The 12,859-nt window shown below is 33.4% G+C and carries 14 protein-coding genes; 8 read left to right on the forward strand and 6 right to left on the reverse strand.

Annotated features, from left to right (window positions below; all coding sequences use genetic code 11):
• Positions 1–82 precede the first annotated feature (82 nt).
• Positions 83–1,246 carry a HEAT repeat domain-containing protein gene (locus Q0838_RS13655; RefSeq protein ID WP_298956276.1) on the reverse strand — a complete coding sequence of 388 codons (1,164 nt, stop codon included), beginning with the start codon at positions 1,244–1,246 and terminating at the stop codon, positions 83–85.
• Between the two features lie 172 nt (positions 1,247–1,418).
• Here Q0838_RS13655 and Q0838_RS14415 point away from each other — a divergent pair, with 172 nt between their 5' ends.
• The gene (locus Q0838_RS14415) at positions 1,419–1,694 is read left to right on the forward strand and encodes a group II intron maturase-specific domain-containing protein (RefSeq protein WP_366942055.1); all 276 of its coding nucleotides are present in this window, start codon (positions 1,419–1,421) and stop codon (positions 1,692–1,694) included.
• 89 nt (positions 1,695–1,783) lie between these two features.
• Here the strand turns inward: Q0838_RS14415 and Q0838_RS13660 are convergent, their stop codons facing one another.
• From Q0838_RS13660 to Q0838_RS13670, 3 genes are all read right to left on the reverse strand, one after another.
• Positions 1,784–2,803: a hypothetical protein gene (locus Q0838_RS13660; RefSeq protein ID WP_298956279.1), complete on the reverse strand. Its 1,020-nt coding sequence runs from the start codon at positions 2,801–2,803 to the stop codon at positions 1,784–1,786.
• Between the two features lie 373 nt (positions 2,804–3,176).
• Complete coding sequence (locus Q0838_RS13665; RefSeq protein ID WP_298956282.1) at positions 3,177–3,500, reverse strand: type II toxin-antitoxin system PemK/MazF family toxin; 324 nt, start codon at positions 3,498–3,500, stop codon at positions 3,177–3,179.
• Positions 3,491–3,736 (reverse strand): AbrB/MazE/SpoVT family DNA-binding domain-containing protein, encoded by a 246-nt coding sequence (locus Q0838_RS13670; RefSeq protein ID WP_298956285.1) that lies wholly within the window; start codon positions 3,734–3,736, stop codon positions 3,491–3,493. The genes Q0838_RS13665 and Q0838_RS13670 overlap by 10 nt, the downstream gene beginning before the upstream one ends.
• Before the next feature lie 230 nt (positions 3,737–3,966).
• Here Q0838_RS13670 and Q0838_RS14420 point away from each other — a divergent pair, with 230 nt between their 5' ends.
• Positions 3,967–4,176 carry a group II intron maturase-specific domain-containing protein gene (locus tag Q0838_RS14420; protein ID WP_366942056.1) on the forward strand — a complete coding sequence of 70 codons (210 nt, stop codon included), beginning with the start codon at positions 3,967–3,969 and terminating at the stop codon, positions 4,174–4,176.
• 154 nt (positions 4,177–4,330) lie between these two features.
• Here the strand turns inward: Q0838_RS14420 and Q0838_RS13675 are convergent, their stop codons facing one another.
• Both Q0838_RS13675 and Q0838_RS13680 read right to left on the reverse strand, forming a co-directional pair.
• The gene (locus tag Q0838_RS13675) at positions 4,331–4,777 is read right to left on the reverse strand and encodes a hypothetical protein (RefSeq protein ID WP_298956287.1); all 447 of its coding nucleotides are present in this window, start codon (positions 4,775–4,777) and stop codon (positions 4,331–4,333) included.
• 1 nt (position 4,778) lies between these two features.
• Positions 4,779–5,354, reverse strand: coding sequence for a Panacea domain-containing protein (locus Q0838_RS13680; protein WP_298956290.1), 576 nt, complete (start codon positions 5,352–5,354; stop codon positions 4,779–4,781).
• Positions 5,355–5,799: 445 nt separating this feature from the next.
• Here Q0838_RS13680 and aroC point away from each other — a divergent pair, with 445 nt between their 5' ends.
• The 6 genes from aroC (at position 5,800) to Q0838_RS13710 (ending at position 12,303) form a co-directional block, all read left to right on the forward strand.
• The gene (gene aroC / locus Q0838_RS13685; protein ID WP_298956293.1) at positions 5,800–6,864 is read left to right on the forward strand and encodes a chorismate synthase; all 1,065 of its coding nucleotides are present in this window, start codon (positions 5,800–5,802) and stop codon (positions 6,862–6,864) included.
• 1 nt (position 6,865) lies between these two features.
• Complete coding sequence (locus Q0838_RS13690; RefSeq protein WP_298956295.1) at positions 6,866–7,378, forward strand: hypothetical protein; 513 nt, start codon at positions 6,866–6,868, stop codon at positions 7,376–7,378.
• A 90-nt stretch (positions 7,379–7,468) separates the two neighbouring features.
• Positions 7,469–8,797, forward strand: a complete 1,329-nt coding sequence (locus tag Q0838_RS13695) for a dicarboxylate/amino acid:cation symporter (protein WP_298956298.1) — start codon at positions 7,469–7,471, stop codon at positions 8,795–8,797.
• Positions 8,798–8,900: 103 nt separating this feature from the next.
• Complete coding sequence (locus Q0838_RS13700) at positions 8,901–10,373, forward strand: hypothetical protein (RefSeq protein ID WP_298956301.1); 1,473 nt, start codon at positions 8,901–8,903, stop codon at positions 10,371–10,373.
• Between the two features lie 3 nt (positions 10,374–10,376).
• Positions 10,377–11,255, forward strand: a complete 879-nt coding sequence (locus Q0838_RS13705; protein ID WP_298956303.1) for a hypothetical protein — start codon at positions 10,377–10,379, stop codon at positions 11,253–11,255.
• A 214-nt stretch (positions 11,256–11,469) separates the two neighbouring features.
• On the forward strand, positions 11,470–12,303 hold the full coding sequence (locus Q0838_RS13710) for an N-formylglutamate amidohydrolase (RefSeq protein WP_298956306.1): 834 nt from the start codon (positions 11,470–11,472) through the stop codon (positions 12,301–12,303).
• Positions 12,304–12,859 lie beyond the last annotated feature (556 nt).

A 12,859-nucleotide genomic window follows, 5' to 3' on the forward strand; every position in this document is an offset into this window, starting at 1 on the left:
TGATGACGGATATAGAAGTGTACTGGTTAGAAATTAAGTGAAATTCGCTTGTTTTTTACCACAGTTCTTTGTTATAAACTTTTTAATCATCATCCGTTTCGTAGACATTATTATCTAACCCTATTTTTTCTTGAGCTTTTTCGACAAAAATATTATCTGATTTAGCTCCAAGTGCTCTTTGAGTAGGGGTAAAGTTCCCGTTTAGCCAAATCATTCTGTTTTCTTTTTCTGGAATAGTACCCTGAGTTTTTAATCTTTTTATAGCTTCTTTATAAACTTCAATCAAAATAGGATCTTTTTCGTCTTTTAATCCAGACTCAAGAGTTGGAAGGGCTTCTTTATGATTAAGGTCTGCTAATGTAATTATCGCAAAAACGAGACCCTTTCTATTTTCTTCTGACTTGATATAAAATAGTGCACCATTGATATCATTAGTCAACATCCATTTACAGTAAAGTGTTTGGTGTACAAACGTGTTATTTCTATAATGTTTACCCGTAATATTAATTGCGTTTTCTAATATGTCGAGGTTAATTATTTTATCAAATAGAGTTAACAGTAAAGCAATGTAACCTGAAGCTTGATTCATTTCATAACTTGCTTTATCATTAGCACTGAAGGTATAAATATCTACTATTCTGTCCCAGAACTGCTCCCGATCTTCATTTTTTAACGAAGCTATTGCTTGGGCTATAATCAATAAAGTTGTACCATCAGGATCACCACTTAAATAGTCCCATTTTTTATTTTCTTTGGAATATTTTTTAGCAAAATTGAAGGCTTGATGAAAGAAAGTAACCACCTCCTCTTTATAAGTCGGAATGTAGTAGGCTTCGATTAAATCAAACAGCACTTGCCCGCTTTCATATTGGTTTCCATGATCATACAGGTAGTCTTCACCTTTTAAAAAATCTTCTGCATTTTTCAATACGATATCAAAACAGTCCCTATCTTCTAGCCGAACTAATACATCATACCTTCGGTATAAATCCTTCAAGGCAATCTCTTTAATTTCCTGTTTTAAACTTGGTTGGAGGTTCTTCTCATATTTTTCAATCGCATTATTAAAATAAATATCACTTTGATTTTTTTTAAATTCTTTAAAATCATAGTAGTCATCCGTATAATCTGATGAACGATATCCATATATTTTATCGAAAATTGATGAGAAACTAAATTCTTGAGAATTTAAAAAGTACAATAATTCCTTCTCTATTGTGTTTTTATAATGATTTGATTCAGTCATTTCTATTGTTTACAACAGGCAAAGATATAAGGCGTGTGAGGCGTTTTGCTTAGTACCCTAATGTTGAGTTTTTGATTTAAGAAATTAAAGATAAACTAATTTAGAATTATACAGCCTCGCAGATAGCCTTTAAAACGCCTCATGCGCTTTATGCTTTGTTCACGCCAGTTATTTGTGGCAGCATTACTATTGCAAGTATACACCGTATTTAAGACAAGGCATTATAGCAGCCAAAGTACGAGGTTGGATTCATTACTACGGCAAGGTACGAATGAGTGAATTATACTATGTGTTTGGTTTTTTGAACAAACGACTGGCAAAATGGGTACGTAACAAATATCGGCGATTTAGGCGTAAACATTGGTTCTTTGCTTACAAATGGTTACAGGAAACTGCGAAGCAGTATCCTACAATGTTTGTACACTGGCAATATGGATTTATGCCATGACTTGTTAAGAAGAGCCGTATGATGGGAGACTATCACGTACGGTTCTGTGAGAGGTTTAGGGGTGAGATTCCCCTTTACCTACTCGACTTTTATCCAATGTTCTTTTCAAATGGATTTTTCGGTTTCCCATTACCTTTCAATTCTTTTCCTCGAATCCATACGTTATCTGCATTTGTTTTAGTCATAAAATTTGATATTTCTGCTTTTGTATAACTATCGCCAAGCCAAATATTTTTAATACTAATTAACGGTTCTAAAGATTTGTCGGCTGGTCTGCATTCATATCCCATAATCGTTTTTATATGCTTTGTTCTTTTTATCGGTTCATAGCTTTCTATATTTTTAATTCCCTCCATCGCTATAAATTCCAAATCTTGCATTTTAGCAACAAACTCTAATGATTGTAAGTTTTTTAAATTTTGTAATTGCAATGCATTAATTTTTTTGCACTTTGGTAAGATTGAATTAGCGATTTCATTGTCAAATCCTCGAACTTGATGAACAGATAGTTTTTTAAGGTTTGAAATGTTAGCTAAATCATCAAGATTATTATAATTGCCTAAAGAAAGCCAAAGTTCCTTTAATTTGTTGAGTTGGCTTAAAAACTGTAAATCCTCGTTTTTAATTTCTCGAAGACTTAAAAAATGAAGATTATTTAATTTTGCAAGTGTTTCAATTCCTTTTGAAATTGATGTGTAAAGAGTTTCTAACTGCTTTAAATTTTCAAGTATTTCGAGAGATACTTTTGAACTTACATTCTTTGTAATTCCAAGTCTTTTAAGACTGGTCAATTGTGAAAGTTGTTCTAATTTTGAAATATGCCATAAGTCAATTTGAAGATTTTTGATGTTTATAAGACTTTCCCAATCAATATCGTTTTCGGAATAATTGCCATAGAAGCGAAGACCAATTGATTGTTTTTTCTCAATAGCTTTTAAAACTTTTTCGAGTTGGTTTTTCTTTGGGGCTTGACTAAATTGTATTCGGTAAATTCTGTTAAGATTTTCATCTTTTAATAATTCATCAAAACTAACTTCACGACTTTGTCCGCCAATTAAAAAAGTCGGTTTTTCTTTTATGTTACAAAGGATTTTGAAATCAGCGTTCATTTTGTTTTGTATAATTCACAACAGGCAAAGGTATAAGGCGTGTGAGGCGTTTTGCTTTGTACCCTAATGTTGAGTTTTTGATTTAAGAAATTAAAGATAAACTAATTTAGAATTATACAGCCTCACAGATGGAGTATAGTAAATTTAGCTCACAATAGGAACAAATTAAAATTTTATAGCGTAGAACTACGGCCGCAGGTAATTGGCCTGAACGTTACTGTATATGGCTCGTAGCGTGTTTAAGCACTAAAGTTAGTTAATAAAAAGCGAATAGAAAATCCGAGAGGATTTTCGTAAGTAGGCTAGAACTAGCAATAAATTATATACGGATTAAGTAGCATTAGTACTATTGCGTTTTACTCAAAACTTAATTCTAATCTACAAAAGTTTCTCTAATAATTTCCTTACAATTCTGTATTTCAGATTTCGATAATTTGTTAAACGTTTTTAATACTCGAGACTTATCAATTGTTCGAATTTGGTCGATTGCAATCATTCCTCTTTTTCCGTTATGTTTTACCTTAATTCTAGTCGGATAGTTTTTCAAGTTTGTTGTCATTGGTGCAACTATGATTGTCCTTAAAAACTTATTAATTTCGTTTGGCGAGATAATTACACAAGGTCTCGTCTTCTTTATTTCACTACCAATTGTTGGATTAAGATTTACGAGTATGATTGAATACTGCTCTAATTCCATTCCTCAAAATTTTCGTCCTCGAATACATCATTAAATAATAATCGGTCATCATTATTTTCACGCATTTCTTCAAATGCTTTTTCCCAGTTTTTTCTCGGACTACTGATTGGTTTAAGGATTATTTGACCTTTTTCCAAAATCATTTCGACTTTATCTTTTATATTATACTTTTCCAAAATAGTCTTGCTTAAACGCAGACCTTTAGAGTTTCCGATTTTAATAATAGTTGTTTCCATAACTTAATATTTTGTAATTACAAAGTTATTACAAAATATTCAATCCGCAAAGTTTATTTCGTATTAATGGCAACAGGCAAAGGTATAAGGCGTGTGAGGCGTTTTGCTTTGTACGCTAAGGTTGAGTTTTTGATTTAATAAATTAAAGATAAACTAATTTAGAATTATACAGCCTCAGAGGTAGCCTTTAAAACGCCTCATGCGCTTTATGCTTTGTTCACGCCAGTTATTTGTGGCAGCATTACTATTGCAAGTATACACCGTATTTAAGACAAGGCATTATAGCAGCCAAAGTACGAGGTTGGATTCATTACTACGGCAAGGTACGAATGAGTGAATTACACTATATGTTTGGTTTTTTGAACAAACGACTGGCAAAATGGGTACGTAACAAATATCGGCGATTTAGTCGTAAATACTGGTTTACTGCCTACAAATAGTTACAGGAAAGTGCAAAGCAGTATCCTACAATGTTTGTACACTGGCAATATGGATGTATGCCATGACTTGTTAAGAAGAGCCGTATGATGGGAGACTATCACGTACGGTACTGTGAGAGGTTTAGGGGTGAGATCCCCCTTTACCTACTCGACTTTAATTTTCTAATATTTTTCTGTATTTTCTTTTTACAGATTTAGAGTTTTTAAGGCACTCAATTAGTGAAATAAATAGTTCATCTTTCATTTTACCCCATATTTCATAGTCGGTATTCTCAAGAGGATAAATCTCTTGCAAAAATTCCATTTCATAAACATCTATTTGATGTCCATAAATATGAGTTCTAAAATCAAACATTTTTCCACATTCAGTTATTTCAATTTCATTAGAAAAAACAAAACAATTCAGGTTGATTGAAGGAAGTTCTATACAGCCATTATCTATTTCTTCTTTTTCAGGAATTGAATCTGTTCTTGTTGGAAGTGATGCTAAAATATTTTGTTCATCTTGATTTTTTAAAACAACAAAATATTTTGGCTTTACAGTATTGCCATTTTTAAAATAAAAAGGGTCAAAGTAAATTATGGTTCCTTCTTCAAACATTTTAGTTTGATTCTATAAAATCACTATAAACAACTTTTTTTCTTTCATCGTGGTTTATTAAAGAAGCCATATCAATTAATAACTCTGTATTATTTATTTCTTCTTTTTCTAGTAATTCTAAAACAGAATTTTCTTTAGCTGTATTATGCCAAGGTGAATTTTTGCGATGAGTGTAATAAACTAAATCTTTAGCTGTCTTGTCTCCAAATTGCTCAATAACAAAATTTAATAAATCAATATCATTATCTGAAAATTCATCATCATTAAATTCTACAATAGGTTTTATTACTGTAACGCCTTCTTCAGAAGTTCTTTCGATGTAATTTTTAAGTAATGTAGTTTCTGATGATAAATCAATAAAAATTTCTTCTGAAACAGGTCCAAATTTCCAAAGTTTATATTTTAAATTGAAAAAAGGTATTCCGCTTTTTTTAATTGATAGTTCATCTAAAATATAAATAAGTTTTAATGCTTTTGTTTTAGATAACTCACCAATCTTTTCAGAAAGGTAAACAATTGAGTTTCCAACTTTGTCTATTTGGTCGTTAGATAATTTTATATAAGACTTTTTTTCCACACTGCAAAAGTACAAAAAAATAAATTATAAAAAATCTCTTGAAAATTATAATTTTCGTCCGTTATATTACTGCCAACAGGCAAAGGTATAAGGCGTGTGAGGCGTTTTGCTTTGTACGGTTAGGTTGAGTTTTTGATTTAAGAAATTAAAGATAAACTAATTTAGAATTATACAGCCTCACAGGTAGCCTTTAAAACGCCTCATGCGCTTTATGCTTTGTTCACGCCAGTTATTTGTGGCAGCATTACCATATAAAGTATGCAACGTATTTAAGACAAGGCGTTTTACACCTTTGCCCGTTCAGGCCCATTAGTAGTTTGGGAGTCTTAAAATGTTTAATTTGTTTATCCCAGCGATGGCTTTATGTTTTTCAAGGCAATATTTTACTTGTAAAATTGATTGTTACCTACAATGCTAATGGTATTGTTGCATTATATTTGCTCACATGGCAGGAAATACCTTTGGTAAAAACTTTACCGTTACAACATATGGAGAATCCCACGGCGCTGCAATAGGTGGTGTTATAGATGGTTGCCCAGCAGGAATAGATATAGATCTAGAAGCAATTCAGTACGATCTAGATAGACGTAAACCAGGACAGAGTAAAATTGTTACACAACGCAAAGAAAGCGATACGGTACAGTTTTTTTCTGGAATATTTGAAGGGAAAACTACAGGGACTCCCATAGGTTTTCAAATTGTAAATGAAAACCAAAAATCAAAAGACTATTCCCATATAAAAGATACCTTTAGACCTAGTCATGCAGATAAGGTGTATGAAGATAAATATGGACATCGTGATTATCGCGGTGGTGGTCGCAGCAGCGCTAGAGAAACGGCTAGTAGAGTAGTAGCAGGTGCTATCGCAAAACAAATGCTTTCACAAATTAAAGTGACTGCGTTCACTAGTAGTGTAGGTGATATTTTTATTGATAAACCTTATCAAGCACTTGACTTTTCAGAAATTGAAAACAATATCGTACGCTGTGCAGACCCAGTTACTGCAAAAGCTATGGAAGAAAGAATACTCCAAATACGAAAAGAAGGAGATACCATAGGTGGTACTATAACTTGCGTTGTGCAAGGAGTACCAGCAGGATTAGGAGAACCAGCATTTGATAAACTGCATGCAGATTTAGGAAAAGCGATGCTATCCATAAATGCGGTAAAAGGTTTTGAGTACGGTAGTGGTTTTTGCGGTGCAAAAATGAAAGGTAGTGAGCATAACGACCTTTATAACGCAGACGGTACTACTAAAACTAATTTAAGTGGTGGAATACAAGGTGGTATTTCTAACGGTATGGACATCTATTTTAGAGTAGCTTTTAAACCAGTAGCAACTATAATGCAATCGCAAGAAACCATTAATTCTAATGGTGATATAGTAGAGATGCAAGGTAAAGGTAGGCACGACCCATGTGTGGTGCCTAGAGCTGTAGTTATTGTAGAAGCTATGGCAGCCTTAGTTCTTGCAGATCATTTTTTGAGAGCACGTACATCAAAAATTTAATATGTCGGTACGAGATTTATTTAGATTAGTATTTAAAAGCATAGGCGTAGTAAGTTTATTCTACGTGTTTATCAGTTTGTTTTCATTAGTATTTCCTATTATGGAAAGTGAAAACAGGATGAGTATTTTATTAATGGCTGCATCCTTATTGTTAGTCAGTATAGCTATTTACTTTGTTTTTTTTGTGTTTGTAGACCAGCTTATAACTGTTTTAAAATTGGATAAAGGTTTTGATACTACACAGATCACACTAGGAGCTGTGAAAACAGAAAAAATATTTGAAGTGATTTTGTTCACTTTGGGAATGATTAATATCATTGATGTACTTCCAGATTTCTTGCATTGGGTATTTAAAAAGTTTCAAAGTGATGTTTCCCACAGCACTAACGATTTATATTTAAACGACTTTTATTCAGGATCAGTCACTTATGACATTACCTATGATATTTTTTATTTACTCATAGGACTACTCGTTATTTTGCTTAGAAAGCAGATAATCAAATTGTTAGATTAAGATAGTTTTAGTTTCGCTTTCGCGAAAGCGGAAACACCACAAAAACTTTAAGTATATTACACCACATAGAAAAAAAGAAGACGTCTTTACATGAAGAAATTAGCATTACACTGGCAGATATTAATAGGAATGATTCTCGGAATCGCATTTGGGTTTTTAATGACTCAAGTAGATTGGGGAAAAGAGTTTGTAGGTGACTGGATAGAACCTTTTGGTAAAATCTTTGTTAACCTTCTTAAATTAATAGCCGTACCATTAATTCTAGCATCTCTTATAAAAGGAATATCCGATCTTAAGGATATTGCAAAATTCCGTAATATGGGATTGCGCACTGTGGTAATATATATCGCAACTACCGTAATAGCTATTTCTATAGGTCTTGTGTTAGTAAACGTTTTTGCACCAGGAGAAGGTATATCTCAAAAAACTATAGACAATCTGAGTGCTACCTATGAGGGCAATTCAAATATTCAAGGAAAACTAGCGACTGCTGCAGCTCAAAAAGATGCTGGGCCACTACAAGCGCTGGTTGATATGGTACCTAGCAATGCCGTTGCTGCTATGTCTAACAATAGCCTCATGTTGCAAGTAATTTTCTTTGCTATTTTCTTAGGTATTTCTATGTTATTAATAGGAGAGAAAAGGGCAAAACCTTTAAAAGATTTCTTTGACAGTCTTAATGACGTCGTTCTTAAAATGGTAGACCTTATCATGCTTTTTGCTCCATTTGCCGTATTTGCATTATTAGCGACAGTAGTAGTAACGTCAGACGATCCAGAGGTGCTTCTTGCTTTACTTTATTATGCACTTACTGTAGTGGCAGGTTTATTATTGATGATAGTGGTGTACTGTGTGATTTTTGCACTATATGTTAAAAAATCTCCATTGTGGTTCTTAAAACAAATTGCACCAGCACAATTACTTGCCTTTTCAACTAGTTCTAGCGCAGCTACATTACCAGTTACTATGGAACGTGTAGAAGAGCACATGGGTGTGGAGAAAGAAGTTGCTAGTTTTGTGCTACCGGTAGGAGCTACCATTAATATGGACGGCACGAGTCTTTATCAGGCAGTTGCAGCCGTATTTGTGTGTCAGGCCTTGGGTATTGATCTATCTTTGAGTGCACAGTTAACAATCGTTTTAACTGCCTTGCTAGCTTCTATAGGTAGTGCTGCCGTACCAGGTGCTGGAATGGTAATGTTAGTAATCGTGCTAGAATCAATTGATTTCCCTAGCGACTTATTACCAGTTGCTTTAGCGCTTATTTTTGCAGTAGATAGACCTCTCGACATGTTGCGTACAACAGTAAATGTCACTGGTGATGCCACAGTCGCGTCAGTAGTAGCAAAGTCACTCGGTAAATTTGGTAAACCTAAGGTAAAAGACTGGGATGATCATCTAGACGAAGTATCATCTTAGTGATTCTGTTAATACTGTCATAATTATTTATTAATAAAGTAACATATAGTTCATGTATTATTGAGTTTTTTAATCTATATTTATAGTTCTTAAAGCTCACAAAATGAATAGATTAATACTCATTACCACCTTATTGCTGTCTCATTTATTAATGGCACAGGTAGGAATAGGTACCGCAACTCCAGATCCAGCCGCTGTTCTAGACATTAATTCTGAAATAGAAAGTGGTGTTTATGGAGGTTTAAAATTACCGACTATCAATGAAGCAGATAAATCTGGTATACCTACACCTATACCAGATGGTCTAATGCTTTATGTAATTGATGGAAGTAATCGATGTGTAGAGCTTTATAACGCTACTTCCTCTACATGGGTAGAGTTTTATTGTATGAATAAAGTTCCTGTGGCAAGTGGTGTGGCTATAGATAATACGGCACCTTTCATAACAGAAACAATTAATTTTGATGGTAGTGGTTTTTCTCAAACTGATGCAGAGTCTGATGCAGCAGGAACAAGTTTATACCAGTGGTATCGAGCCGATGATATAGCAGGCTTAAACGAGGTGCCTATTTCTGGTGCTAATTCTGTATCTTATACAGTTACTGCAGCAGACGATTCTAAATTTATAAGATTAGGTGTTACTCCTACCGCTACTACAGGAGCTTCTCCAGGAGCTGAAGTTTACTCTAGTTATACATCGCAGGTGGATTATTTTTCTACAAGTGTAGATTTTGTAAATACTACTTCTAGTGTAACTGAAGGCGGTTTGTTTATAGATGTTTCTGTTAGTATAACAAATCCTTCTTCTACTGTAGACACAACTGTTGAAATCGCATTGGATGCAAGTTCAACAGCTACAAACGGAGTAGATTATGATGATGGTGCTACTATTCCGGCTGCGATAATGTTTCCGGCTGTCATAACGTTTCCTGCTGGTTCTAATGGAAATCAAGAATTTACTATTTATATATCCACAGATGATCTGGTTGTTGAGTCTAATGAATCTGTTATTTTAAATTTAGAAAACGTAGCAGGTGGTAACTCTTCAGTGATTGGAATAAATTCAGGGCATACTTTAACAATTTTAGATGATGATGCACTACCTACTCCATGGATTAATGAATTACATTATGATAACACAGGTGGTGATGTTAATGAAGGTTTTGAAATAGCTGGATTAGCTGGTTTAGATCTTACAGGTTTTACAGTCAGGTTATGGAATGGTAGCAATGGTGCATCTTATTATGATGAAAACCTGTCGGGAACGATACCAGATCAATTGAATGGATATGGTACCTTATGGTTCGCTACCAGTTCATCTATCCAAAATGGGAGTCCTGACGGAATAGCATTATATGATTCTAGCAATAATTTAATTCAATTTTTAAGTTATGAAGGTAGTTTTACAAACAGTGATGGAGATAATTCAATAAATATAGGAGTTTCAGAAGGAGGTTCAACTCCGGTAGGCTTCTCTCTCCAATTAAGTGGCTTAGGGACTACATATTCAGATTTTATATGGCAATCACCTGCTGCTGACACTAGAGGATCAATAAATACAGGACAAACCTTCTAGATTATGAATTTAAAATTAACAATAATAGTACTGTTATTTGTAAACGTGATTTTTTCCCAAACAGGAATCAATACAGAATCGCCTAACAGTGCTGCGGCAATAGAATTGAACTCTTCATTGAACTTAGGTTTCGGCGGTCTTAAATTACCTACTGTTACTAATGATCAAAAAGTAAATGTTGCAGTCACACCTGGATCTGAAGGGATGATTTTATTGATAGATTACGGTAATTCTAGATGTTTAGAAATATACGATGGAATTCAAAATGTATGGCAAAAAATCAAATGTCTAAATTTAGACCCAGTCGTACTTTATTCTGAAGATTTTGAAAGTTACGTAGATGGTACAGGTATTAATAGTTCTGGTGTTTCAGGTGATTATCCATCTTCAGTTTCAAGATGGATTCTCAATGATGTAAACGGGAGTCTAGCGCCTTCAGATTATGTAGAAATACAATCTGGTGTTTTAGAAGCAAATGATACTAATGGTCCTATACAGTTTGATACGCAGTCTATAGATATTACTGGGTATTCAAATATTTCTTTTAGCCTAGACATAAGTGCGTCTGGTACGCTAGAATATAATCCGTCTCTGCATGCAACTGACGATACTAATACGATAAATGACTATGTAAACGTATCTTACTCAGTAGATAATGGTCCTTTTGTAACCATAACTGATTTTAACGGTAATGGTAATGCAAATCATACATTGCTACCTTATTATCTAAGCGGTAGTTCTGCTAGTGCTCCGTATTTTCCAAATGATACCGTTGTTTTTACTGGTTTAAGTGGTTCTTCTTTAGTGATAAGAGTTCAATTTCAAAATTGGGCTGGTGATGAATTCTTTTACATAGATAACATAGAAGTATTAGGTAATTAACCCAAATTCTTTTTGCTAATAGTAATTGATGAGAAAGCTATAATTACTCATCAATTATGTTAATTCCTTCTTAGATTTAATCCATCTTATGAAAACAAATCCTTAAAAGGGTTAATTTTACTTTCATCATTATCTGTGAGTTGTTGCTTTTTTTTATAAAAGTCTGACTAGCCTTAGATAATATATATTTAAAACCCTCATAGCATCTAATTACATGGTTAAATTATCTATTCTTGAAATTATAAAACGTATTGAAAACGAAGAAATATTCCATGCTGTAGTAGATGATTATTCTTTTTCCATAAAGATAGATGACTACGTACCATATGCTTGTGCTGCGATTAATAACGGTCATCATTTTTCACAAGATTTGAGAGATAATTGCTTACTCAATGATCAGGAGCGCTGGTATGAAGAAGATGCTAGTACTGGGCAAATGATAGCTGGTTTACCCATTACTTTAATAGCTCACGACAGCAGATTTGAATATGACTTAAATAGCCACCCACGAGAGGCAATTTATGAAACCGCATGGGGGAAAAATGTTTGGAAAAAGCCCATCGATGGTGCTATCACAGATAGATCCATCCGTAAACATGATAATTTTTATAAAGTCGTACTTACCCTTTTGGTAAAGCTAGAAGAACTATTCGGGAGTACGGTTTTTTATGATTTACATTCTTATAATTATAAAAGATGGGATAGAGTAGTGCCTGTTTTTAATATAGGGACTAATAATATTGATAAAGAAAAATATGGCACCGCTATCACACAATGGCAAGATATTTTAAGTGGAATGTCGCTGCCTATAGATCAAAAAGTAATGTGTAAGATAAACGATGTTTTTGAAGGAAATGGTTACTTCTCTAGATACATAACTGCAAATTCCTTAAATTCTCTAGTATTAACGACACATGTGGCAAAAATTTACTGCAATGAAACGTCTGGAAAAATTTATCCAGAAGTGGTGCATTCTATACAAGATCTTTTCAAATATTATATAAAAGCTCATGCCCATCGTTTTTATGATAGACATGATGCTTATTAATTTTTAAATAACGAGAAGTTGTTTTTCTGTTCCGCTTTCGCGAAAGCGGAATTACCACAAATAATGCAATAAGTACGTATGTCCTTTTGAATTTTGATAAACTCAGTAAAAGTAAGTTGTCGGTTAGATTTAATCTTTACTTAAAAACTATCTTCTAGTATTTTAATTGGGTTATCTAGTTCCTTCTGTATCTGTTCTTGCAAGTCTAATTTGCGACCATATGATTTACCACTTATTTGCGATAATTGCTCGATTAAATGAGTAATCTTAAATTGGTTATTATTTAATTCTTTCTGTGGCTTATTGAGTCCAGCATCCCTTTCTGTTTTTATCTGTTCAGAAATAGTGTCGTCGTCTTGGGCTCGTGTGGTAAATGTAATGGTACAAAATAGTTAAGATTGATAACAATTTTACATGTAGATGAGTCTGGTTTTTATACCAATATAGTTTTATAACGCCATATATTTTTTGTATATTTGTGTATGGGAAGAACAGCATATTTAGATATCAAAGAATCAATTACAGAACTCAAAACACTCCTCGGTAAAAAGACCAG

The organism is uncultured Nonlabens sp. (assembly GCF_947495285.1).
Lineage (GTDB): Bacteria > Bacteroidota > Bacteroidia > Flavobacteriales > Flavobacteriaceae > Nonlabens.

Bases quoted from the DNA above. Each gene is read 5' to 3' on its own strand.
- Q0838_RS13655 (WP_298956276.1), bottom strand. From the start codon at position 1,246: ATGACTGAATCAAATCATTATAAAAACACAATAGAGAAGGAATTATTG.
- Q0838_RS13660 (WP_298956279.1), bottom strand. From the start codon at position 2,803: ATGAACGCTGATTTCAAAATCCTTTGTAACATAAAAGAAAAACCGACT.
- Q0838_RS13665 (WP_298956282.1), bottom strand. From the start codon at position 3,500: ATGGAATTAGAGCAGTATTCAATCATACTCGTAAATCTTAATCCAACA.
- Q0838_RS13670 (WP_298956285.1), bottom strand. From the start codon at position 3,736: ATGGAAACAACTATTATTAAAATCGGAAACTCTAAAGGTCTGCGTTTA.
- Q0838_RS13675 (WP_298956287.1), bottom strand. From the start codon at position 4,777: ATGTTTGAAGAAGGAACCATAATTTACTTTGACCCTTTTTATTTTAAA.
- aroC (WP_298956293.1), top strand. From the start codon at position 5,800: ATGGCAGGAAATACCTTTGGTAAAAACTTTACCGTTACAACATATGGA.
- Q0838_RS13690 (WP_298956295.1), top strand. From the start codon at position 6,866: ATGTCGGTACGAGATTTATTTAGATTAGTATTTAAAAGCATAGGCGTA.
- Q0838_RS13695 (WP_298956298.1), top strand. From the start codon at position 7,469: ATGAAGAAATTAGCATTACACTGGCAGATATTAATAGGAATGATTCTC.
- Q0838_RS13700 (WP_298956301.1), top strand. From the start codon at position 8,901: ATGAATAGATTAATACTCATTACCACCTTATTGCTGTCTCATTTATTA.
- Q0838_RS13705 (WP_298956303.1), top strand. From the start codon at position 10,377: ATGAATTTAAAATTAACAATAATAGTACTGTTATTTGTAAACGTGATT.
- Q0838_RS13710 (WP_298956306.1), top strand. From the start codon at position 11,470: ATGGTTAAATTATCTATTCTTGAAATTATAAAACGTATTGAAAACGAA.